Source organism: Providencia sp. LY12, assembly GCF_057621555.1.
In genome coordinates, this window is the sequence record NZ_CM172594.1 from 609,511 (window position 1) to 632,021 (window position 22,511).

The window sequence follows — 22,511 nt, forward strand, 5'->3', positions numbered from 1 at the left end:
TATCACCAATGCATTAAAAAATCCCCGAGTTTTATCTCGGGGATTTTTATTCGCTATCAACTATTCTATCACTCGATAAACCACTAAATTTTCACGAAATTCATCAGGACGATGGTTTGACCAAAACAGTTCCATGCCTTCAGGAGCTGGTTGAACTTCTTTGGATAATACAATCAGCCATCGGCACTGTTGTGGTTTTTCAAATTCCATCTGTCTTTGATGCAAAATACCGGTGTAGTAATAGAGCATCGGCGCTTCTGATTCCCCAAGGTTTTCGGAAGCCATGCAGTCATGTTGGGTAAATTGCCCTTCTAAATGATGTCGAAGATCCAGGAAAACCCCTTCGTAGCCTTTTGAATAATCAATCCAACCAACAAATAATGTGAGAATAATGCTCCACACACTCACCATTCCCAGTGACCAGTTTCTTATCGCTTGGAAAGCGCTGCTTGATGAGGAAATAAGATGATTGCGGAAGAACCAAAAACAGGTAATAAAAATACCCGCTATCAACGCAAATACAGAAAAATGCATTTGGTAATCAAGAGGTAGCCAACGACCAAAAACAGGCAACCATTGGGCGTGATGACCCGTTAATACGATAGCGTAGCAAACCCACAGAAAGAGAATTACCCCAGACCAGAAGAAGGCGGCGAAGCGTGCGAATGCGTTTAAGACTTTCTCTGAAAACCAGTCAAGAGCCTGTACAGCGAGGAGCGCCATCGGAGCAATAAAGGGCAGTAAATAGAGCGCTCGCCCACTGGCAGACATTTGCAAGAATACCACGCCAAGGACAGGAAATATGGCAATCAAATATTCATTATGATCACGCAGGCGTCTGAGCGGATGACGTAACAAATAGGCAGTTGCCAGTAGCCCAGCAGGAAGCGCAAAAAATGCGACTGCAGAAGGAATACGCGTGAAATTGGCTTTAGCCCCTAACTTCTCAACGGAGAATCCAAGGAAGCGACCAATGTTATTTTCCCAAAACCAAGTCACGAACAGCTCGGGATGCTGTACATACAGCATGACTGGCCAAGGTAGAATTGCAATGAGGGCAACCAAACCCGCGAATAGTGCGGGTAGCCAAAACTGTTTAGATCGGCATTGAATAAGAAATACAGGTGCCAAAAATAGGCTGATCCATAGAACGCCGGGAATAAACACGCCTTTAGATAAGGTGGTGATAATGGTGCCAAGGCAGAGCCAGAAGGCGGACGCGGTAATTTTCTGTTGCTGAATTAACCCTAATAAGCCATATAAACCGATGGTTGCTCCGGTCATTAATGAAACATCCGTGAACATTTCATGGGTGTGTCGCAATATTCCCGGCGCACAAATATACAGCGCAAAGGCAGTCCAAATACGGGCATCTGAAAAACTATCGGATTTAAAAAAGCGACGAGCTAATAAAATAAAAAATGAAAAATTAATAATAGAAAAAAATAAGCTCGCACTGCGTGCGGCATCGTATAACGGCATCATTCCCGATAATAAATGAGAAAAAACCGTTGCCGTCCAATAATAGAATGGCGGTTTTTCCATAAAAGGCTCGCCCGCATTGGTAGGAACCAGCCAATTACCCGTTTCATACATCGTTTGAATAATACCAAAACTGTAGTTTTCATCCTGCTTCCATGGGCTATGCCCATAAATCCCGGGAAGGAGATAAATCAGTAAAAATACAGCAAAAAGTATTAAGGCACTTTTTGGTATTGTTTTAATTGAGGCTGTAATGGTTGACATAATATTTATAGCGAATGTTAAGTATTATTAAAAAATATATTTATAAAAATAATCACCAGGGAAATGAGTTATTTAATTAGTATTAGAAAATAAATATGTTCATAAACAGACTATTTATTAAAAACTCAATATTAGTGGGGATTTTAGCAACACTCTCACGCGTATATTTAAACAAAGAGTATATAGAACGGAATATGACTGACTTTTATGGAAGATTGTAAGAATATGACACAGTTTTTATGGTTCATGGTTAAAAAATGGCCAGCCATAAAACACTTGATCAATTCCCCCCTTTCGAACGATAATTACGCTCTTCACAATTCGCCTCACTTTGTTCTAAAAGCCAAACGTTTGCGCACTGTCCCTAGAGAGTCATTTTGTTTACCTGTTATCTCGGTTCAGTGAATATTTTCCAAAAAAGTAATCGTTTACGTGAGTTTCAGTTTGAGTCGATGTTCGCTAAGTTACCAAGCAAAAAATGAATAAATGCTTATAAAAAGCTTAGCAAAAATAGTGACATAGAATTTTCTAAAATTAATAGCAGAGGTATACCATGGCAGGCCAACAGGCTTCATCCAATTGCAAATTGGATTCATATTTTAAGATCACAGCGCGTGGCTCATCAGTGCGCCGCGAAATCATTGCGGGATTAACGACATTCTTAGCGATGGTTTATTCTGTCATCGTGGTGCCGGGTATGTTAGGACAAGCAGGTTTCCCACCTACTGCTGTGTTTATCGCAACCTGTTTAGTGGCGGGTTTCGGTTCTTTATTGATGGGGTTATGGGCGAATCTGCCGATGGCGATTGGCTGTGCAATCTCATTAACCGCATTTACCGCCTTTAGCTTGGTGTTAGGGCAACACATTAGTATTCCAGTTGCGTTGGGTGCCGTGTTCTTAATGGGGTGTTTATTCACCATTATCTCTGTGACAGGTATCCGTAGTTGGATTTTACGTAACATGCCAATGGGTGTGGCTCACGGTACGGGTATTGGTATCGGTCTGTTTTTATTGTTGATAGCAGCAACGGGCGTTGGCTTAGTGGTTAAAAACCCAAATGCAGGTTTACCTGTTGCGTTGGGTGAATTCACTTCATTCCCTGTTTTAATGTCTCTGATTGGTTTAGCGGTAATTTTCGGTTTAGAAAAACGCCGTGTACCAGGTGGGGTGTTATTAGTCATTATCGCGATTTCGATTATTGGTTTGATTTTCGACCCAGCCGTTAAATACCAAGGTTTCTTTAAACTGCCTTCATTCGGTGAAGATGGTTTAGCGCTGATGTTCAGTATGGATATCATGGGCGCACTTCAAGCGGCGGTTCTGCCAAGTGTTCTGGCATTAGTGATGACAGCAGTTTTTGATGCAACAGGGACTATCCGCGCTGTTGCGGGTCAAGCGAACTTGCTGGATAAAGACGGTCAGATTATCGATGGTGGAAAAGCATTAACCGCTGACTCTGTCAGCAGCATTTTTGCTGGGGCGATCGGCGCATCACCAGCCGCGGTATACATTGAATCCGCAGCAGGAACCGCAGCAGGTGGTCGTACTGGTTTAACCGCCGTAGTTGTTGGTGTTTTATTCTTATTTATCTTGTTCTTATCGCCATTATCTTATCTGGTACCTGCCTATGCGACAGCACCAGCGCTGATGTATGTGGGTCTGCTGATGCTGAGCAATGTCTCGAAATTGGATTTCGATGATTTTGTGGATTCGATGTCAGGTTTACTGTGTGCGGTATTCATCGTATTAACCTGTAATATCGTCACCGGTATTATGTTAGGTTTCGCATCACTGGTTATCGGGCGTATTTGTGCGGGTGAGTGGCGTAAACTGAATATTGGTAGCGTAGTTATCGCGGTTCTGCTGGTAGCGTTTTATGCTGCCGACCTCGCTATCTAAAGGTAATTCTAATGATAGGGCGGCAGCTGCTGTCGCCCTTTAACGGATTGTTGCGATTCGTTCTAAAGTCCAAATTATTTTCCCGTCAGATAGCCTGTTAAGGATAGAATAGTGCTAAGGCGGTAAATGAAGTGAAAATGCCTATTTTTAACCAGTGGCTGCCTTGACTGAAAATCTCATGGTCTGGACGGTGCTATCTCTTACTATGCGGCGGCAGGCAAATTTTGGGTTCTCCCGTTATACTTTAAGCTGCGATATTTAGGGTATGCATTAGTTAATAAGTAAGGGCAACATGGAAATTTTCTTTACTATTCTTATTTTGATCTTGGCTGTCTCTGTTTCTGGTGTGGTGACGAAAGTCATTCCCATCCGTATTCCCCTTCCTCTTATTCAAATTGCTATCGGTGCATTATTAGCGTGGCCTCAGTTTGGGTTACACGTTTCTTTTGACCCTGAACTCTTTATGGTTCTGTTGATTCCACCGCTGTTATTCGTCGATGGTTGGAAAACTCCTACCCGTGAATTTTTCCAGAATGGACGAGAAATTTTCATTCTGGTATTAGTGCTAGTATTGGTAACCGTTATCGGGATTGGTTATTTGATTTACTGGCTGATGCCCGGTATCCCGCTTATTGCCGCCTTTGCGCTGGCTGCGGTACTTTCTCCAACGGATGCGGTGGCATTGTCCTCTATCGTTGGGAAAGGGCGAATTCCCAAGCGTATGATGAGCGTACTCGAAGGGGAAGCATTGATGAACGATGCTTCCGGTCTGGTGGCGTTGAAGTTCGCCGTGGCGATTGCTATGGGAACGATGGTCTTCAGCGTATCGGGCGTCACAATCGAATTCTTTAAAGTCGCAGTCGGTGGTTTGTTGGCAGGTGTTGCTGTTACATGGTTATACAGCAAGTCTCTGCGCTTAATGAGCCGCTGGAGTGGGGATGACCCAGCAACGCAAATTGTCTTCATGCTGCTGTTACCATTCGCCTCTTACATGATTGCGGAACATATCGGTTTCTCAGGTATTTTGGCAGCGGTTGCTGCGGGTATGACTATCACCAAATCCGGCGTTATCCGCAATGCGCCTTTGGCGATGCGTTTACGTGCTGATAGCGTTTGGTCGATGTTAGAGTTTGTCTTTAACGGCTTAGTGTTCATTATGCTCGGTCTGCAATTACCGGGGATTTGGGAAACATCGGTTATTCAAGCAGAACTCGACCCAAGCGTCGAAACCTGGATGCTGTTTACCGCGGTCGTTATCATCTATTTTGCTTTGCTGATTTTACGTTTCTGTTGGCTGTGGTTGATGAAGAGATTCAGCCGTCTATTCCTGAAAAAACGCCCATTACAGTTCGCGAGCTATACCGTCCGTGAATTGTGGTTAGCGTCGTTTGCCGGGGTTCGTGGGGCAATTACCTTAGCCGGTGTGCTCTCGGTGCCATTGTTTCTCACCGATGGTTCTCCGTTCCCTGCAAGATACCAGCTAGTGTTTATCGCCGCAGGGGTCATTTTATTCTCCATTTTTGCGGGCGTTGTGGCGTTACCGCTTCTGCTGCGCAATTTTAAAGTGGGGGATAAAGAGGCGGATATCAACGAGATCCGTATGGCGAAAGCCGCAATGGCCGAAGTGGCGATTGTCAGCTTGAACAAGATGCAAGAGCGTTTATCGGCGGATGTGGAAGAGCAATTAGACTCGGAAGACATCAACGAAGTCGCGACAAGGGTGATTGGTCATTTACGTCGTCGAACTGCCGACCAAGACGAGATGGAACACAACTTGCAGATTGAAGACCTTGAACGGCGTTTTCGCTTAACGGCGCTACGTGCAGAACGCGGTGAGCTCTATCACTTACGCGCAACACGAAAAATTAGCAATGAAACCTTGCAAAGTTTGCTGGTGGACCTGGATTTATTAGAAGCCGTACTGATCGAAAAAGAGCATTAAAACGAAAAAACGAGTATTCTACGGGCATCTTGTTTGTTAAATCATTGTGCTTGAGAGTGAACAACAATGTGGTTACTCGTTTTCACGACGCTGCTCTGGGCAGCGTCTTTTAGTTTAATGGGGGAATACCTCGCAGGGCAGGTGGATAGCTGGCTATCTGTGCTTATCCGTGTGAGTTTAGCCTCTTTGGTATTCCTACCTTTCCTGCGTTGGCGCAACTTCAGTGCCAAAGTGATCTCACTGTATATGCTGGTGGGCGCTTGCCAGCTGGGGATCATGTATTACTTTGTTTTCCAAGCCTATAAATACCTGAGCGTGGCAGAATTTTTGCTATTTACGGTATTAACTCCGCTATATGTCACGTTGATTTACGATCTTTTAGAGCGCCAGCGACTACGTAAAGGCTACCTGTTTAGCTCGATATTAGCCGTGATTGGTGCTGCCATTATTCGTTATGATCACCTTAGCGAATCATTCTGGATTGGATTGATGTTTGTGCAGCTCGCCAACATCTTCTTTGCACTTGGGCAAGTAGGCTATAAGCGCTTAATGGAAGTGCACCCGATTCCCCAACATCAAGCTTTTTCGTGGTTCTATCTCGGTGCGACGTTGATTGCCTTAATAGGATGGCTACTGTTTGGGAATAAGGCGATGGTGCCGACAAGCCAAGCTCAATGGATAGTTTTACTTTGGTTGGGTGTGGTTGCGTCAGGGATAGGCTACTTTCTGTGGAACTATGGTGCCACGAAAGTGGATGCCGGAACCCTCGCGATAATGAATAACATGATGGTTCCAGCAGGTTTATTAGTGAACTTTGCCATTTGGCAGCAACATCCTAATTGGCTCAGTTTTACCATTGGGTCGAGCCTGATAATTGCGTCTCTGTGGGTGCATAAGCGCTGGATCCTCGCACCGGCTTCACGTAAGACAAATTCTCCACCGCGTGATCAGTAGCGGTATTGGTAAATGTTTCAATGGCTGGCTGGCGCTGTTCCCCTTCACGACATGCAGCGTACAGTCGGCTCCATAACCCACTTCCTAACGTTTTCGTCGTAATCAAACCTTGCTTTTCAAAGGAATCCACCGCCCAGTGTGGCAGTGCCGCAATTCCCATTTTAGCCGCCACCATCTGAATTAAAATCAGCGTATTGTCGACGGTTTTGATATTGGGTGAAACACCGGCTGGCTGTAAAAAATGACGCCAGATATCAAAACGTTGACGCTGAACTGGATAAATTAGCAATGTCTCTTTGGCAAGATCATGAGGCTCAATTAACGGTTTTTTAGCTAATGGATGGTCATTCGCCACTACCAGCTTCACTTCATAATCAAACATCGGCGTGTAATGTAAATCTTGATCCGCAAGAATATCAGAGGTCATCACGATATCTAATTCTCGCGAAAGTAACTCGGGTTGCGGGTCAAAGGTTACGCCAGATTTAAAATCTACGGTCACTTGTGGCCATGCTTGTCTAAACTGTTGCAATGCAGGGGTCAGCCACTGAATACAGCTATGGCATTCAATCGCGATACGTAGCGTACTGACCGTCGGTTCATTGCAGACACGAATGGCATCTTTCACCATTGGCAAAATACGTTGCGCTAATTGCAGCAGAACTTCCCCTTGCGGCGTGAAATGGACGGGTTGCGTTTTACGAACAAACAGTTTGTAGCCTAAGCGATGCTCTAAATCACTAAATTGGTGAGATAGCGCAGACTGAGTCTGGTGCAGGTGCGTCGCAGTGGCAGCTAATGATCCGTATTGGCTGAGCGCCTGCAACGTTTTTAAATGTTTTAATTCGATCATGAGAAACCTTCAAGTAGACGATGAATAATTTGCGCTTGTGCTTTATACAGTACCTGTTGATTATAGATGTGTAAACATCTAGACGGCTAAATATTTTAAGGAGTCAATATGTCTGTTATAAATCATACACTTGGTTTTCCACGTGTCGGTCTGAAAAGAGAACTCAAACGTGCACAAGAAGATTATTGGGCAGGCAAAATTGACCAATCTGCACTTCTTGAAACAGGTTATCAATTACGTGTTCGTCACTGGGAACAACAAAAAAATGCAGGTGTAGACCTGCTACCCGTCGGTGACTTTGCGTGGTATGACCAAGTTTTAACCACCAGTTTATTACTAGGAAACGTTCCGCCACGTCATCAAAATGAAGATGGCTCTGTTGATTTAGATACCTTATTCCGTGTGGCTCGTGGTCGTGCGCCAACAGGCAAGCCAGCGGCAGCGGGAGAAATGACCAAATGGTTTAATACTAACTATCACTATATCGTGCCGGAATTCCAGCAAGGGCAACAATTTAAACTGTCGTGGAATCAACTGTTTGACGAAGTCGACGAAGCATTAAAACTCGGTCATAACGTTAAACCTGTCGTCATTGGTCCAATTACCTACCTGTGGTTAGGAAAAGTGAAGGGACCAGCCTTTGACCGCCTATCCTTGCTGAAGGATCTGCTGCCTGCTTACCAAGAAATTCTTGCTCGACTGGCTGAAAAAGGCGTGGAATGGGTGCAAATTGACGAGCCAGCACTGGTACTCGATTTACCTATTGAATGGCAGAACGCATACCAACAAGCGTATCAATCCCTAGCGGGTAAAACTAACTTATTATTAACCACTTATTTTGACGGTATCAGCCATCACTTGGATGTGATTAAACAACTGCCAGTGCAAGGGCTACATGTGGATGTGGTGGCGGGCAAGGATGATATCGCAGCATTGCATCAAGCGCTTCCTGCAGACTGGGTGCTTTCGCTCGGATTAATTAATGGCCGCAACGTATGGAAAGGGGATTTAGGCGAGAAATTCCAACGGGTGAAACCGCTGCTAGGAGAGCGCACTCTGTGGATTGGTTCATCTTGCTCATTACTGCATAGTCCGATTGATTTAAATGATGAAACGCGTCTGGATGCCGAAGTGAAAAGCTGGTTTGCATTTGCGCTGCAAAAATGTGAAGAACTGGCGCTATTGACGAAAACACTCAATCAACCAACGGCAGAAAATATTGCAGCGTTAGAAACCTATAGTGCACCAATTCGTGCTCGACGCACCTCTTCTCGAGTCAATAATGCACAGGTCGCTCAGCGCTTAGCGGCAATTAACGCGAAAGATACCGAGCGTACTCGCCCTTATGTAGAGCGTGCTGAACTTCAGCGCCAACGTTTTAATCTGCCATTGTGGCCAACCACGACAATTGGCTCTTTCCCTCAGACCAGTGAAATTCGTTCTTTGCGCCTTGATTTCAAAAAAGGGAATGTAGACCAACTGAATTACCGCACCAGTATCAGTGAGCACATCAAGCAAGCTATCAAGGAACAGGAGCTGCTGGATATTGATGTCCTCGTGCATGGTGAAGCTGAGCGAAATGACATGGTGGAATACTTCGGTGAACACTTTGATGGTTATGTTTTTACGCAAAATGGTTGGGTACAGAGTTATGGTTCTCGCTGCGTGAAGCCACCTGTGATCATCGGTGATATTAGCCGCCCAGAAGCCATTACTGTGGAGTGGGCCAAGTATGCGCAGTCGTTGACGGATAAACCCGTTAAAGGAATGCTGACAGGTCCGGTGACCATTCTGTGTTGGTCATTCCCTCGGGAAGATGTCAGCCGTGAAACGATAGCCAAGCAAATTGCGCTGGCATTGCGTGATGAAGTGGATGACTTACAAAAAGCGGGTATTGGTATTATTCAGATTGATGAGCCTGCATTACGTGAAGGGCTGCCACTGCGTCGTGATGAATGGAATGACTATCTGACTTGGGCGGTGGATGCCTTTAAATTAAGTGCCGCTATCGCCGATGATAAGACGCAAATTCACACCCATATGTGTTATTGCGAGTTTAATGACATCATGGATTCGATTGCTGCGCTGGATGCTGATGTTATCACCATTGAAACCTCGCGCTCGGATATGGATTTATTAGATGCATTCGAAGATTTTGATTACCCAAATGAAATTGGTCCGGGGGTTTATGATATTCACTCGCCTAATGTCCCAAATGTAGAGTGGATTGTGGCGCTATTACGTAAAGCTGCGCAGCGAGTGCCGGTGGAGCGTTTATGGGTAAACCCAGACTGTGGTTTAAAAACTCGTGGATGGACAGAGACTCGCCAAGCACTGGCAAACATGGTGGAAGCGGCGAAAAAACTGCGAAGTGAGTATCAAAGCTAGTTCAGTAAAAAGCCCACTTTGAAGTGGGCTTTTTGTTATCTGTGCTGAGTGCAGATCTTAACCGAACAGTTTTTGTTTCAGTAAGTTCATGCCAATTGAGGCTAAATCGATATTTTCAGGTAGCACACCATTCGGGCTCGCGCTATCTACGATAGTCGGTAAATATTTAGCGACCATATCGGTTGCTTGCTGTGGATCTAAACCAACGCGTTGAGCGAGTTCTTGGATCCCTGAATCACCGAAAACTTGCATTAATTGGCTAGCATTAACTGGCAAATTTTCACCTTCAGCAATCCAGGATGAAACGATCCCGCCTAAGCCTTCAGTGTTAAATTTATCGACGACACCTGAGAGCCCGCCTTGCTTTTCAACCCAATCAATAACAGATTGAAACTGTTGCATTTTATCGCCTGCAACCATGCCTAACACTTGATCAAACAGACCCATTTTGACTCCTCGATAACGTAATTGATGCGTTCAATACCAAGTATGGAACATTTTACAAAAAATAATAGGCGGCTATTTTGGGGAATTTACTCAACAGGTCAATGAAAATCAGAAACAAAGAGGGAATTTAATAGGTATAAAAACCAGTAGGTCAGAAAACAACCAAATCGGTCACAATTTTTATCACACTTTCTTGTGAAGGGTAGCATCAGAATGTTAAATATAAAAATCAATATATATCAGTATATTAAGGTTTAATTGTTTAAAATTTATATTATCTTTAGTGTGATGATAGTCATGTGTTTGTGAATTTGGTTATGTGAAAATTCACAACATTCACCAGAATTCACAGTGTTTACCAAAACTAACCGTATTCACCAGAATTTATCATTTGTTGGAACTGACAACATCAGGGGGCTAGATGAAAAATACCGTTAACCATGTTGGCGTTATTGGTCTGGGTTCGATGGGGATGGGGATCGCGCAATCACTAATAAGAAATAAGATCCCAACCTATGGGTTTGATTTAAATCCACAAGCCTGTGAGGCGCTACTCGAATATGGGGCACAAGCCACAGGGCAAGATGCCGCGCAGTATGCACAACAGCTAGATGCGCTACTTATGGTCGTCGTTAATGGTCGGCAGGTTGAGGCGATTTTATTTGGTGGTGAGAAGCCACTGGTCGAGAAGCTTCGTCCAAATACTGTCATTGTGTTGCACAGCACACTGGCTGCGGAGCAGACAAAACAAATCGCGCAGCGCCTTGCTGAATACCAGCTTCCATTAGTCGATGCGCCTATATCTGGCGGAGCGATTAAAGCGGCAGAAGGCAAACTGACCGTCATGGCATCGGGTTCCCCTGAGCTATTCGCTCAGCTTTCTACGGTATTTGATGCAATTTCAGAGCGTCTCTATCGTGTGGGGGATGAAATCGGTCTTGGCTCCACAGTGAAAACTATCCACCAGCTATTGGCGGGGGTACATATTGCGGTTGCAGCGGAAAGTATGGCGCTGGCGGCAAAAGCGGGCATCGATTTAGATGTGATGTATGACATCGTCACCCATGCAGCTGGCAACTCATGGATGTTTGAGAACCGTATGCAGCATGTGCTTGATGGAGACTATACCCCTAAATCGTCAGTCGATATTTTTGTGAAAGATCTCGGTTTGGTGATGCAAACCGGAAAAGCGCTGAATTTTCCACTGCCATTGGCAGCAACGGCGCATCAAATGTTTATCTCAGCCAGCAATGAAGGTTTTGGTTTACAGGATGATAGCGCCGTTATCAAAACTTTTAAGGGCATTGCTTTACCGGAGAAAAAGGCATGACAGTGAAATTAGGTGTGATTGCTGATGATTTTACCGGCGCGACAGATATTGCAGGCTTTATGGTGCAAAACGGCTGGAAAGTGGTGCAGCTACTGAATGAGCCGAATGAAAACACTCCAATCCCTCAAGATGTGGATGCCATTGTGGTGAGCTTGAAAAGCCGTTCTTGTCCAGTGGATGAAGCCATTAGTGCCTCGGTAAATGCATGCCGCTGGCTGAAAGAATCAGCGAAATGTCAGCAGATTTTCTTTAAATATTGCTCAACCTTTGATTCAACAGAGAAAGGCAACATTGGTCCAGTAACCGATGCACTGATGAAGCAGTTGGGTACGTCATTATCATTAGTATGCCCTGCATTGCCCGTTAACGGTCGAACCGTGGTACATGGGCACCTGTTTGTTAATGGTCAATTGCTCAATGAAAGTGGAATGCAGCACCACCCAGTCACACCAATGACTGATGCCAACCTGATGCGCGTAATGGAAAAACAGTCAGCCGGTAAAGCAGGGCTGATTAATCTTGCGACAGTGCAAAAGGGCAGCGCCGCCATCACTGAACAGTTAGAACAGCTACGCCAGCAGGGTATCAGTTATGCGGTTATGGATAGCTTCACGATGGATGATTTACTGCCTATTGCTCAGGCTTCGCAATCACTGCCTTTATTAACGGGCGGGTCAGGATTGGGGGCTGCCCTTGCGAATATTGATAGCCAAGTGGCTTGGGGACAAGGGGGAAGCCGCGGCACTAAGCCCACGGGTAAAGACAGAAAAACGGTCATTCTATCGGGAAGTTGCTCGCTAATGACCAACAAGCAAGTACAAAGCTATCAGCAAGTTGCACCTAGCAAAGCGCTAGATGTGGGTGAATGCATCAATAATTCAGACTATGCAACCGTATTGGCACAATGGGTTAAAGACCAGAAAATCACTGGGTTAGCGCCTCTGTTATATGCCACCCAACCACCAGAGTTATTGAAGCAAACGCAGGAAAAATACGGTGCCGCATTATCGAGTACCGCGGTAGAAAATGTGTTTGGTCAAGTAGTGACGTTACTTCAGCAGCAAGGTTATAACACTTTTATTATCGCGGGCGGCGAAACGTCTGGAAAAGTAGTTCAAAGCCTTGGAACTGAACAATTAAGTATTGGCTCACCTATCGCGCCGGGTGTGCCTTGGGTACAAGACTTAGCAAGCGGTAACTGGTTAGCACTGAAATCAGGCAATTTTGGTCAAGAGAATTTCTTCCAGTTAGCACAGGAGATGGTTAATGAGTAATGAAAAGGCGCTACGCCAAGAGTTAGTGGATTGGGCGAAGTCAATGTTTAATCGCGGATACAGCAGCGGTGGTGCAGGCAATATCAGCGCACGCTTGCCGGATGGCTGTATTATTGTCACCCCGACTAACTCGAGCTTTGGCGATTTAAATCCTGAGCGCCTGAGCAAGCTCGATGCGCAAGGTAACTGGATTGATGGTGACAAACCAACAAAAGAAGTTTCCATGCATATGGCAATGTATTTGCAGCGTCCAGATTGCCAAGCGGTGGTTCATCTGCATTCACCTTGGCTAACGGCTCTATCCTGTTTGCCGAATTTAGATACCGCAAACTGTTTACCACCGATCACACCTTATTACGTAATGCGTGTGGGCAAATTACCTTTGATTGAATATTTACCACCGGGTGATGACCGTATTGGTGAAGAAATCGCAAAATTAGCACCTTATCATAATGCGATTTTACTCTCTAACCACGGCCCTGTTGTTGGCGGAAAAACCTTAAGGCAGGCGTTTTTCAATGCGGAAGAATTAGAAGATACCGCGCGCCTATACATTACATTGCGCCCACACGGCTTCACCACGTTAACGCAAGAGCAGGTTCATGAGCTCGAAAGCCGTTATCCACAGAAATGAGGCGATAGACATGGCTAAATTTGCAGCAAATCTCAGTATGATGTTTAACGAAGTTCCGTTTATTCAACGCTTTGAACGTGCCGCTCAGGCTGGTTTTAAGGGCGTTGAGTATCTTTTCCCTTATGAAGAAGATGCGGATGTTATTGCGGGTGAATTGAAAAAATATCAACTTACCCAAGCATTATTTAATATGCCTGCGGGGAATTGGGGTGCTGGCGAGCGTGGAATGGCATCTATTCCTGGTCGTGAAGCCGAGTTCGCTCAAGGTGTACAAACCGCACTTAAGTACGCTTTAGCACTAGGCTGTAAACAAGTGCATGCCATGGCGGGCAAAGTGGATGACAAGTTTACACATGAAGAGCAAAAAGCGTGTTTTATTAAGAATATACAGCATGCTGCGGATGTGATGGCTGAGCACGGAATTCGTGTGCTTATCGAGCCGATTAATACCCGCGATATGCCGGGGTATTTCTTAACGACCCAAAAGCAGGCTGAAGCGCTGTTACCTGAAATCAATCGCGAAAACGTGTTCATTCAATTGGATTTGTATCACTGCCAGATTATGGAAGGTGACTTATTGAAAACAATTGAGCGTCTTTGGGGTAAATTTAGTCATATTCAGATAGCATCAGTACCTTTTCGCCATGAACCTGATAGCGGTGAAGTCAATTACCCATGGATTTTTAATCAACTTGATGAAATGGGATATGAAGGCTGGCTGGGATGTGAATATCACCCAGCAGGACGCACCGAAGACGGTTTAGGCTGGCTAAAACAAGCTAATTCCTAGGAGAACCGAATGATCCCTTCCGAACGTCGTGATTTTATTTATCGCTATGTCTATGAGCATCAAACTGTGTCTATCAATGACTTAGTTGGCTTAATGAATGTCTCTCATATGACGGTTCGACGTGATATTCGCATGTTGGAAGAGGAAGGGAAGGTTGTCGGAATTAGCGGCGGTGTTCGATTAAATGATGCGTTACGCCAAGAGCTACCGTGGAGCGAAAAGGCAAGACTTCATCATCAAACGAAGCGTGAAATCGGTCAATTTGCCAGTTCGCTGGTTGAAGATGGTCAGGTGGTTTACCTCGATGCAGGCACCACTACTTTCGAAATTGCCCGCGTATTGGGTGAGCGTTTTAATCTCACTATTGTGACCAATGATTTTTCCATCATGCAGTATTTGATGAATAAATCACAACTGAACTTGTATCACACTGGTGGGCAGGTTGATAAACGCAACCATTCCTGTGTTGGCAATACGGCGGCCGCTATGTTGCAAACATTAAACGTGGATATTGCGTTTATTAGCACTAGCTCATGGGATCTGCAACATGGGGTTTCCACGCCACATGAGGAAAAAGTCCAAATAAAACAAACTTTATTGGATGTCGCTCGTCGGTGTGTACTGGTTTCAGATAGCAGTAAATTCGGTAAATACGGTATGTTCCGTGTCTGCCCATTAGATCAATTGCACGACATCATTTGTGACCAACATTTACCGTCTGATGTGGTGCAACAGATACTCGAAAAAAACATAAAACTTCATTTAATAAATACATAAAAAACATCTTACCTACTGATGCATAGCCCGGCAGGGTTATAGCAAGGAGAATGACAATGAAAGTTATTATTACTGGTGGCGCAGGTTTTCTGGGCCAGCAGCTAGCCGCTGCTTTGCTTAAAAACAACCAAGGATTAAAATTTAACCAACTCGTTTTAGCGGATATTCAATGCCCTACATCGCCTATTGAAGATCCTCGCGTGAGTTGCGTTGCATTAGACTTAACCCAGCCAGAAGCCGCAGATAAGCTGATTGACGCGCAAACTGACGTGGTATTCCATCTTGCGGCGATTGTCAGTAGCCATGCTGAAAGTGATTTTAACTTAGGCATGAAAGTGAACTTCGATGCGACTCGCCAATTGCTTGAAGTTGCTCGCGCGAAAAAACCTGCCATCAAGTTTTTATTCACCAGCTCCCTTGCGGTATTTGGCGGTGAATTACCGGATGTGATCACAGACCTGTGTGTTGTTAACCCTCAGTCTTCTTATGGTGCTCAAAAAGCCATGTGTGAATTGATGGTGAACGACTATTCCCGTAAAGGTTATGTGGATGGACGCGTGATGCGCTTACCTACCATTAGTATTCGCCCGGGAGTTCCGAATAAAGCAGCATCTTCTTTTGCTAGTGGCATTATCCGCGAGCCTCTAAATGGGATTGAGAGTGTTTGCCCAGTGTCTCCAGAGTTGGCGTTATGGTTATCTAGCCCAGAAACGGTGATCAACAACTTCATCCATGCGGTTTCAATTCCAGCAGAGAAATTTGGTCTTTCACGTACTGTGAACCTGCCGGGGATCACCGTGACAGTGCAAGAGATGATTGATGCCCTGCGTGATGTCGCTGGTCAACAAGCGGTTGATTTAATTCGTTTTGAGCCTGATGAAGCCGTCAACCGCATTGTGGCAAGCTGGCCGGGTAAATTCGATATTCGCCGTGCACTGGATTTAGGTTTTAAAGCTGATGGGTCATTTAGCGATGCGATCCGTTCCTTCATTAAGCACTACGGCTGTGCAAAATAGGAGATTAAATAATGTCCTATATTCCTATTATTGGCCTCGCGGTGGCCATATTTGTCCTTATCTTTTTAGTATTGCGAACGCGGGTTCACGCCTTGTTAGCGATGTTGATTGCGGCTGCAATCGCAGGGTTATCAGGGGGATTAACTGCAGCGGAAACCGTCACCGTTATTACAAAGGGCTTTGGTTCGACCCTCGGTAGCATTGGTATTGTTATCGGTCTCGGGGTAATGATGGGAAGGGTGCTGGAAGTGTCCGGTGCTGCTGAGCAGATAGCTTATAGTTTTATCAAATGGTTAGGTAAAAAACGCGAAGAGTGGGCGCTGGCAATTACCGGTTATATTGTCAGTATTCCTATCTTTGTAGACTCTGCATTCGTTATCTTATATCCGCTGGCAAAAGCATTAGCGAAGAATGGAAAACGCAGCATTTTAACCCTTGGTGTCGCATTGGCGGGTGGTTTAGTGGTTACCCACCATACTGTGCCACCAACTCCAGGTCCTCTCGGTGTTGCCGGGATCTTCGGGGTTGATGTTGGTGCCATGATTTTAGCGGGTATGACGCTGGCAGTGCCGTGTGTCATCGGGATTGTGTTCTACGCCAAATGGTTGGGAACTAAATACCCTGAATTCATGCCAGATGAGACGGGCAGCGAAGATTTAAAAGAAGTGCATGCGCGTTACATGGAAGAAAAAGCCAACAAACCATTACCAAGCTTATTCTTATCATTGTTACCAATCATCACGCCAATTCTGTTGATCTTCATTAATGCTATCAACGGGTTATTACTGAAAACAGCCGCATTCCAAGGCATGGATGATAACTGGTATTTCCAATCATTCCAATTCTTGGGTGCACCGATCATTGCCTTGTCCATTAGCGTCCTGATTTCGGTCTATACGTTAATGCCAAAAGCGTCGAAAGAAGAAGTTATCGACCGTATGGAAGAAGGTTTGCAAGCGGCGGGTATCATCTTGCTTGTGACCGGTGCTGGTGGAGCATTAGGGGCAGTATTGCGTGATAGCGGGACGGGAACCATTCTTGCGGAGCATGTGGCGAATTTACCGATTACACCTGTATTAATCCCGTTTATTATCGCGACATTAGTGCGTTTAATTCAGGGGTCTGGAACGGTAGCAATGATCACCGCAGCTTCGATTTCTGCGCCAATCATTAGCCAAATTCCTGATATCAACTTATTAGTTGCGGCCCAAGCGGCAACGATGGGATCTCTGTTCTTCGGTTACTTTAACGACAGCCTTTACTGGGTGGTGAACAGAATGATGGGGATCAAAGACGTTAAACAACAAATGATTGTTTGGTCTATTCCAACAACAATAGCTTGGGCTATCGGGTTGGTTGGGGTCTTGATCCTTGATGTCGTGCTGTAAATCTAGCACATTGATATTATAGTATTTTTTTCTTCTGCCTAATAAAAGCGCCCATTCGGGCGCTTTCTTTCGATAATCACAAACATTCATCTATACTGGGTGTATCTCATTATTCACATTCATCTCAATAAGACTTATTTGTGATCATGATCTCGTTTTAATGAAATTCAAGTGAATCTGTTTCCATTAAAGTAGATATTGGTCACTAAATTAATCAAAGCTAAGCGCTATATTGACAATAATGTACTAATTCAATGATGCCATTGTGTAAAGGAGTTTGATATGTCTGACGTTTTCCACTTAGGTTTAAAAAAGAGTGACTTACAGGGTGCAACCGTTGCTATTGTTCCTGGGGATCCTAACCGTGTTGAAAAAATTGCACGTCTGATGGACAACCCTGTACATCTGGCTTCATTACGCGAATTCACCTCATGGCGTGGCGAGCTTGATGGCAAAGCTGTGATTGTCTGCTCAACCGGTATTGGTGGTCCATCAACCTCTATCGCAGTTGAAGAACTGGCTCAGTTAGGTATCCGTACTTTCTTACGTATTGGTACAACAGGTGCAATCCAAGAAAACATCAATGTGGGTGATGTACTTGTCACCACAGGTGCTGTTCGTTTAGATGGCGCAAGCCAGCACTTTGCACCACTGGAATTCCCAGCAGTCGCTGACTTCACTTGTACTAATGCGCTGTATGCTGCGGCGACAGAAGCGGGTGCAACCGTACACGTCGGTATTACCGCATCTTCCGATACCTTCTACCCTGGTCAAGAACGTTACGATACCTATACAGGTCGCGTAATGCGCCACTTCAGAGGCTCAATGAAAGAGTGGCAAGACATGGGCGTGATGAACTATGAAATGGAATCAGCAACACTGTTAACTATGTGTGCAAGCCAAGGCCTGCGTGCGGGTATGGTGGCTGGGGTTATCGTAAACCGTACTCAGCAAGAAATTCCAAATGAAGCTCTATTGAAAAAAACAGAAGGCAATGTTCTGAGCATCGTTGTCGAAGCTGCTCGCCGCCTGCTGTAATCCTAATTAGCTGACCCGTTTACTGACTTCACTCGGTTGTGGATTTTCGGTAAACGGGTTCAGTTATCATCGTTATACCCACGTATCTTAAATATTCTTGTATCTCTAATTGATCAGCGCAAAATTTATTTTCTCGCGTTTTTCTTATTCACTTCATCTATGAATCTGTTATTGTCATTTAAAACAATTAATAGAAGCCTCTTAAGTTACTCAAATTACAAGTAATTGATGATTTCGTTTATTTTTAGTTTGAGCAATGACAGAGCTAAAAAGGGAAAACGTATGTCAACAAAACCTTACCTTCACCCCTCTGTGTTGCCTTTAACCGGTGGAATTAACTTTCGTGATTTAGGGGGAAAAAAGCTTTCCAATGGTGGAAAAATAAAGCCCGGTGTTTTATTTCGTTCTGGGGCGCTCGACCGCTTAACCCAAGATGATGAAAAAGTTTTACAGTCACAAAACCTTTTCCAAATCATCGATTATCGCGATGAAGCTGAAATTTTAGATAAACCAGATGTGGTGTGGAGTGGCGCTCATTATGTGCATGCCCCTGCAAACCCGCTGGCAAAAGAAGTGAGTGCAAACCTTGATAAACTCACTCCTGAAGTGCTGGAACAGTTTGATCCTCAAGCCTTTATGTTCCGCCTCTATGAGTTGCTTCCGTTGAACAATGCCGCTTATCACCAATTAGTGAACATGTTGAAGCAGCCAGAAAAAGGTGGGCTTGTGCAACACTGTGCTGTGGGTAAAGACCGGACAGGGGTTGGCTCGGCTCTCGTGCTGTTTGCGCTGGGCGCAGATGTGAATACTGTGATGGATGATTACCTTTTAACGAACGAGACGTTAGCGCCATTTCGTAACCATTTACTCGAAGAATTTTCCAAGACCATGAGTGAAAATGTGGTGAAAAAATTCGAGTATGTATTTTCTGTTCGTGAAGAGTTTTTACAAACTGCATTGAAAAGCATAGAAAATAACTATGGAAGCGTGGATAACTGGCTAGAAAAAGACTTTGGTTTAGATAACGCTCAGCGCGGTGTACTTCAAAGTTATTTCCTCGAATAAACCTCTGCGGAATTGAAGTTGCAACGCGTCAGTTTTGTTGCAACTTTATTTACTTCCAAGAACTATAATATGTTTACTTAGCTGAATAATAGTTACTTAGTCGACTTATAGTTAACAAATCAATCTTAAACTGTAGGAATTCGCCCTTGAGTATTAATGAAATTGTCACGGTCATTACAGAATTTACTCGCGCTCATGAAGTGTGGGCGATCCCTATTGTTTTCATTCTTGCGTTTGGTGAATCCCTCGCGTTTTTATCGTTATTACTCCCTGCGACCGTTATTTTACTTGGTCTGGGCGCATTGATTGGTGAAAGTGAAATTGCCTTTTTTCCGATTTGGTTAGCCGCTGCATTAGGTGCATTTTTTGGGGATTGGGTCTCTTATTGGTTTGGTTTTCACTATAAAGAAAAAGTTCGTGAAATGTGGCCAATTTCCCGCAATCCTGAAATGATCGACAAAGGGCATCGCTTCTTTGAAAAGTGGGGTGTTTGGGGAATATTCTTCGGTCGATTCTTTGGACCATTACGCGCGGTGGTACCGCTTGTTGCAGGGATTTGTGAAATGCGGCAACGACATTTCCAAGTCGCTAACTTAGCCTCTGCGATGATTTGGGCGTTTGGTATTTTAGCCCCCGGTGCGCTTGGTTTACGTTGGTTTGCGAGCTGGATGGGATAAGCTGCGAAGCCACTCGCAAAAAGTAGCCGTTGGGAGATTTACCTCTGGACACTTATACAGTATCCAATTACCTTACTCTAGATTTTAAAAAGTAAGGATTGATTCGTGGATACCTCTCTTTTATATGCAATTATTGGCGCCTTAAGTGGCATTTTGGTCGGCGGTTTAGCGGTCTGGTTTTCTATTGTCCAAAAAATAGCGGGAAAAGAGCGAGAGCTACAAGAGGTATACCGCCAATTGGCGGTGAGCGATGAAAAAAATGTGCATTTAGCCCAGTGGAAAGAGGAATGTGACAGGCTCGATCAGGAGCTACGTACACAGCGGGATATTAACCGCGAACAAGAAGCAGAGCTGCGGGAAGTGATGACCCGCTTTGAACAGACGCAACTTGCCAATGAAGAAAAACAACGGATTTTACAAAACAGCGAGCAACGCCTTACGGCTCAGTTCGAAAATTTAGCGAACCGTATTTTTGAGCAGAACGAACGTCGAGCATCCGAACAACATCAGAAAAATTTAATGGCTATGCTGTCACCGTTTCGTGAGCAACTTGAAGGGTTTCGCCAACAAGTGCAGCAAAGCTATGGCGAAGAAGCCAAAGAGCGCCATACACTCACTTATGAAATCCGCCAATTACAGCAGTTAAATAATCAAATGACCAAAGAAGCGGTCAACTTAACTCGAGCCCTAAAAGGAGATAACAAAATCCAAGGGAACTGGGGGGAAACGATTTTAACGCGGATTTTAGAAGTTTCAGGGCTGCGAAAAGGCAGTGAATTTGAAACTCAGGTGAGTATCAACACCGGCTTCAATAGCCGATACCAACCCGATGTGATTATCCATCTTCCTGAAGGCAAGGATGTGGTGGTCGATGCGAAAATGTCGCTGGTGGCTTATGAACACTATTTTAATAGTGATGACCCAGAACAGCAGCAGCAAGGCATAAAAGAGCATGTGGCTTCCATTCGTAACCATATGAAAATGCTCAGTCGCAAGGACTACCATCAATTACCGGGAGTTCGCTCTTTAGATTATGTGCTCATGTTTATTCCGATTGAGCCTGCGTATTTATTAGCATTAAAAGAAGCACCTGAACTACTTGATGAAGGATTAAAACTGAATATCATGTTGGTTTGCCCATCCACCTTGCTGGTGGCAGTGCGTACCATTAATAATTTATGGCGCTATGAACGGCAAGAGCAAAATGCTCAAGAAATCGCAGATAGAGCCGCTAAAATGTACGATAAGCTGCGTTTATTTATTGATGATATGCAGGTATTGGGCTCGAGTTTAGAGAAAGCAAATCACACTTATTCTTCAGCAATGAAGCGCCTTGCTGAAGGCCGAGGTAATTTGCTTGCTCAAGCGGAAAGTTTTAAAGAGTTAGGTGTGGAAGTTAAGCAATCTATAGACCCTCAGCTAGCTGAGCGGGCTGACAAGTCTAATTGTGCGGAATCTTAGAGTTATAATAGGGTTTTCACTCAAAGGCTGGTACACTTCACAAAAAAGTTTGAACGATTAACAGGCATAATAGAAATGACCGAACCAACAAAAGAAACCATCGATTTTGGTTTCCGTACTGTAGAGAAAGAAGAAAAAGCTGGCCTAGTAGCAAATGTTTTTCACTCTGTAGCCTCTAAATATGACCTGATGAATGACTTAATGTCTTTTGGTATTCATCGTATCTGGAAACGTTTCACAATCGAAGCGAGTGGTGTGCGTCGTAATCAACGTGTACTTGACCTTGCTGGTGGAACCGGTGACCTCACTGCAAAATTCTCTCGCCTTGTGGGTGAAAAAGGTGAAGTGGTTCTCGCAGATATTAACGATTCAATGTTAAAAATGGGACGCGAGAAACTGCGCGATTTAGGCATTGTTGGTAATGTTAATTACGTACAAGCTAACGCAGAAGAGTTGCCATTCCCTGATAACTATTTTGACTGTATTACCATCTCTTTTGGTTTACGTAACGTCACCGATAAAGATAAAGCATTACGCTCCATGTTCCGCGTATTGAAGCCGGGTGGACGCCTGTTAGTGCTTGAATTTTCTAAACCAATTCTTGAACCACTGAACAAAGCTTACGATGCTTACTCATTCCATATTTTACCGCGTATCGGTCAAGTGATTGTGAATGATCCTGAAAGCTATCGTTACCTCGCTGAATCTATCCGTATGCACCCAAATCAAGAAACCTTGAAAGGAATGATGGAAAACGCAGGTTTCGAGCAAGTCTCTTATGACAATATGACCGGTGGTATTGTTGCATTACATAAAGGGTTTAAATTCTAA

The 22,511-nt window shown here is 44.5% G+C and carries 19 protein-coding genes; 16 read left to right on the plus strand and 3 right to left on the minus strand.

Annotated features, from left to right (window positions below):
• Nucleotides 1-60: 60 nt before the first annotated feature.
• Nucleotides 61-1,746, minus strand: a complete 1,686-nt coding sequence (locus ACY3ZI_RS02680; protein WP_487375940.1) for an ArnT family glycosyltransferase — start codon at nucleotides 1,744-1,746, stop codon at nucleotides 61-63.
• A gap of 553 nt (nucleotides 1,747-2,299) precedes the next feature.
• Here ACY3ZI_RS02680 and ACY3ZI_RS02685 point away from each other — a divergent pair.
• The 3 genes from ACY3ZI_RS02685 to ACY3ZI_RS02695 all read left to right on the plus strand — a co-directional run bounded on the left by ACY3ZI_RS02685 (nucleotide 2,300) and on the right by ACY3ZI_RS02695 (nucleotide 6,542).
• Entirely contained in the window at nucleotides 2,300-3,646 is a 1,347-nt protein-coding gene (locus ACY3ZI_RS02685; RefSeq protein ID WP_036955005.1) for an NCS2 family permease, read from the plus strand.
• A gap of 292 nt (nucleotides 3,647-3,938) precedes the next feature.
• Nucleotides 3,939-5,588, plus strand: a complete 1,650-nt coding sequence (locus ACY3ZI_RS02690) for a Na+/H+ antiporter (protein ID WP_036955001.1) — start codon at nucleotides 3,939-3,941, stop codon at nucleotides 5,586-5,588.
• Nucleotides 5,589-5,654: 66 nt separating this feature from the next.
• Nucleotides 5,655-6,542, plus strand: a complete 888-nt coding sequence (locus ACY3ZI_RS02695; RefSeq protein ID WP_211887843.1) for a carboxylate/amino acid/amine transporter — start codon at nucleotides 5,655-5,657, stop codon at nucleotides 6,540-6,542.
• On the opposite strand, the gene metR is transcribed toward ACY3ZI_RS02695, so the two are convergent.
• Complete coding sequence (gene metR / locus ACY3ZI_RS02700) at nucleotides 6,439-7,395, minus strand: HTH-type transcriptional regulator MetR (RefSeq protein WP_154638713.1); 957 nt, start codon at nucleotides 7,393-7,395, stop codon at nucleotides 6,439-6,441. The two genes, ACY3ZI_RS02695 and metR, sit on opposite strands and share 104 nt — an antisense overlap.
• 108 nt (nucleotides 7,396-7,503) lie before the next feature.
• Between metR and metE the strand changes: the two genes are divergently transcribed.
• Complete coding sequence (gene metE, locus ACY3ZI_RS02705; protein ID WP_487375941.1) at nucleotides 7,504-9,783, plus strand: 5-methyltetrahydropteroyltriglutamate--homocysteine S-methyltransferase; 2,280 nt, start codon at nucleotides 7,504-7,506, stop codon at nucleotides 9,781-9,783.
• Nucleotides 9,784-9,840: 57 nt separating this feature from the next.
• Here metE and ACY3ZI_RS02710 read toward each other — a convergent pair whose 3' ends face one another.
• Nucleotides 9,841-10,230 (minus strand): YidB family protein, encoded by a 390-nt coding sequence (locus ACY3ZI_RS02710; RefSeq protein WP_154626130.1) that lies wholly within the window; start codon nucleotides 10,228-10,230, stop codon nucleotides 9,841-9,843.
• Nucleotides 10,231-10,651: 421 nt separating this feature from the next.
• On the opposite strand from ACY3ZI_RS02710, the gene ltnD reads away from it, so the two are divergent.
• From ltnD to ubiE, 12 genes are all read left to right on the plus strand, one after another.
• Nucleotides 10,652-11,560 carry an L-threonate dehydrogenase gene (ltnD, locus tag ACY3ZI_RS02715; protein ID WP_211887841.1) on the plus strand — a complete coding sequence of 303 codons (909 nt, stop codon included), beginning with the start codon at nucleotides 10,652-10,654 and terminating at the stop codon, nucleotides 11,558-11,560.
• Nucleotides 11,557-12,834: a 3-oxo-tetronate kinase gene (otnK, locus tag ACY3ZI_RS02720; RefSeq protein ID WP_487375942.1), complete on the plus strand. Its 1,278-nt coding sequence runs from the start codon at nucleotides 11,557-11,559 to the stop codon at nucleotides 12,832-12,834. The genes ltnD and otnK overlap by 4 nt, the downstream gene beginning before the upstream one ends.
• Nucleotides 12,827-13,468 carry a 3-oxo-tetronate 4-phosphate decarboxylase gene (gene otnC / locus ACY3ZI_RS02725; RefSeq protein WP_487375943.1) on the plus strand — a complete coding sequence of 214 codons (642 nt, stop codon included), beginning with the start codon at nucleotides 12,827-12,829 and terminating at the stop codon, nucleotides 13,466-13,468. The genes otnK and otnC overlap by 8 nt, the downstream gene beginning before the upstream one ends.
• A gap of 10 nt (nucleotides 13,469-13,478) precedes the next feature.
• Nucleotides 13,479-14,258, plus strand: coding sequence for a 2-oxo-tetronate isomerase (gene otnI / locus ACY3ZI_RS02730; RefSeq protein WP_487375944.1), 780 nt, complete (start codon nucleotides 13,479-13,481; stop codon nucleotides 14,256-14,258).
• A 9-nt stretch (nucleotides 14,259-14,267) separates the two neighbouring features.
• Complete coding sequence (locus ACY3ZI_RS02735; RefSeq protein ID WP_132497145.1) at nucleotides 14,268-15,035, plus strand: DeoR/GlpR family DNA-binding transcription regulator; 768 nt, start codon at nucleotides 14,268-14,270, stop codon at nucleotides 15,033-15,035.
• 56 nt (nucleotides 15,036-15,091) lie between these two features.
• Entirely contained in the window at nucleotides 15,092-16,051 is a 960-nt protein-coding gene (gene denD / locus ACY3ZI_RS02740; RefSeq protein ID WP_487375945.1) for a D-erythronate dehydrogenase, read from the plus strand.
• 11 nt (nucleotides 16,052-16,062) lie between these two features.
• The gene (locus ACY3ZI_RS02745; protein WP_036954960.1) at nucleotides 16,063-17,439 is read left to right on the plus strand and encodes a GntP family permease; all 1,377 of its coding nucleotides are present in this window, start codon (nucleotides 16,063-16,065) and stop codon (nucleotides 17,437-17,439) included.
• A 282-nt stretch (nucleotides 17,440-17,721) separates the two neighbouring features.
• On the plus strand, nucleotides 17,722-18,477 hold the full coding sequence (udp, locus tag ACY3ZI_RS02750; RefSeq protein WP_006658334.1) for a uridine phosphorylase: 756 nt from the start codon (nucleotides 17,722-17,724) through the stop codon (nucleotides 18,475-18,477).
• 282 nt (nucleotides 18,478-18,759) lie between these two features.
• Complete coding sequence (locus tag ACY3ZI_RS02755) at nucleotides 18,760-19,542, plus strand: tyrosine-protein phosphatase (RefSeq protein WP_036954957.1); 783 nt, start codon at nucleotides 18,760-18,762, stop codon at nucleotides 19,540-19,542.
• 146 nt (nucleotides 19,543-19,688) lie between these two features.
• Nucleotides 19,689-20,219 carry a DedA family protein gene (locus ACY3ZI_RS02760; RefSeq protein WP_036954954.1) on the plus strand — a complete coding sequence of 177 codons (531 nt, stop codon included), beginning with the start codon at nucleotides 19,689-19,691 and terminating at the stop codon, nucleotides 20,217-20,219.
• A 105-nt stretch (nucleotides 20,220-20,324) separates the two neighbouring features.
• The gene (rmuC, locus tag ACY3ZI_RS02765) at nucleotides 20,325-21,680 is read left to right on the plus strand and encodes a DNA recombination protein RmuC (protein WP_211887836.1); all 1,356 of its coding nucleotides are present in this window, start codon (nucleotides 20,325-20,327) and stop codon (nucleotides 21,678-21,680) included.
• A 75-nt stretch (nucleotides 21,681-21,755) separates the two neighbouring features.
• Nucleotides 21,756-22,511 (plus strand): bifunctional demethylmenaquinone methyltransferase/2-methoxy-6-polyprenyl-1,4-benzoquinol methylase UbiE, encoded by a 756-nt coding sequence (gene ubiE / locus ACY3ZI_RS02770; RefSeq protein ID WP_036954951.1) that lies wholly within the window; start codon nucleotides 21,756-21,758, stop codon nucleotides 22,509-22,511.

What these genes read in the sequence shown, in the direction of transcription:
- ACY3ZI_RS02680 (WP_487375940.1), bottom strand. Translation starts at nt 1,746, where the DNA reads ATGTCAACCATTACAGCCTCAATTAAAACAATACCAAAAAGTGCCTTA.
- ACY3ZI_RS02685 (WP_036955005.1), top strand. Translation starts at nt 2,300, where the DNA reads ATGGCAGGCCAACAGGCTTCATCCAATTGCAAATTGGATTCATATTTT.
- ACY3ZI_RS02690 (WP_036955001.1), top strand. Translation starts at nt 3,939, where the DNA reads ATGGAAATTTTCTTTACTATTCTTATTTTGATCTTGGCTGTCTCTGTT.
- ACY3ZI_RS02695 (WP_211887843.1), top strand. Translation starts at nt 5,655, where the DNA reads ATGTGGTTACTCGTTTTCACGACGCTGCTCTGGGCAGCGTCTTTTAGT.
- metR (WP_154638713.1), bottom strand. Translation starts at nt 7,395, where the DNA reads ATGATCGAATTAAAACATTTAAAAACGTTGCAGGCGCTCAGCCAATAC.
- metE (WP_487375941.1), top strand. Translation starts at nt 7,504, where the DNA reads ATGTCTGTTATAAATCATACACTTGGTTTTCCACGTGTCGGTCTGAAA.
- ACY3ZI_RS02710 (WP_154626130.1), bottom strand. Translation starts at nt 10,230, where the DNA reads ATGGGTCTGTTTGATCAAGTGTTAGGCATGGTTGCAGGCGATAAAATG.
- ltnD (WP_211887841.1), top strand. Translation starts at nt 10,652, where the DNA reads ATGAAAAATACCGTTAACCATGTTGGCGTTATTGGTCTGGGTTCGATG.
- otnK (WP_487375942.1), top strand. Translation starts at nt 11,557, where the DNA reads ATGACAGTGAAATTAGGTGTGATTGCTGATGATTTTACCGGCGCGACA.
- otnC (WP_487375943.1), top strand. Translation starts at nt 12,827, where the DNA reads ATGAGTAATGAAAAGGCGCTACGCCAAGAGTTAGTGGATTGGGCGAAG.
- otnI (WP_487375944.1), top strand. Translation starts at nt 13,479, where the DNA reads ATGGCTAAATTTGCAGCAAATCTCAGTATGATGTTTAACGAAGTTCCG.
- ACY3ZI_RS02735 (WP_132497145.1), top strand. Translation starts at nt 14,268, where the DNA reads ATGATCCCTTCCGAACGTCGTGATTTTATTTATCGCTATGTCTATGAG.
- denD (WP_487375945.1), top strand. Translation starts at nt 15,092, where the DNA reads ATGAAAGTTATTATTACTGGTGGCGCAGGTTTTCTGGGCCAGCAGCTA.
- ACY3ZI_RS02745 (WP_036954960.1), top strand. Translation starts at nt 16,063, where the DNA reads ATGTCCTATATTCCTATTATTGGCCTCGCGGTGGCCATATTTGTCCTT.
- udp (WP_006658334.1), top strand. Translation starts at nt 17,722, where the DNA reads ATGTCTGACGTTTTCCACTTAGGTTTAAAAAAGAGTGACTTACAGGGT.
- ACY3ZI_RS02755 (WP_036954957.1), top strand. Translation starts at nt 18,760, where the DNA reads ATGTCAACAAAACCTTACCTTCACCCCTCTGTGTTGCCTTTAACCGGT.
- ubiE (WP_036954951.1), top strand. Translation starts at nt 21,756, where the DNA reads ATGACCGAACCAACAAAAGAAACCATCGATTTTGGTTTCCGTACTGTA.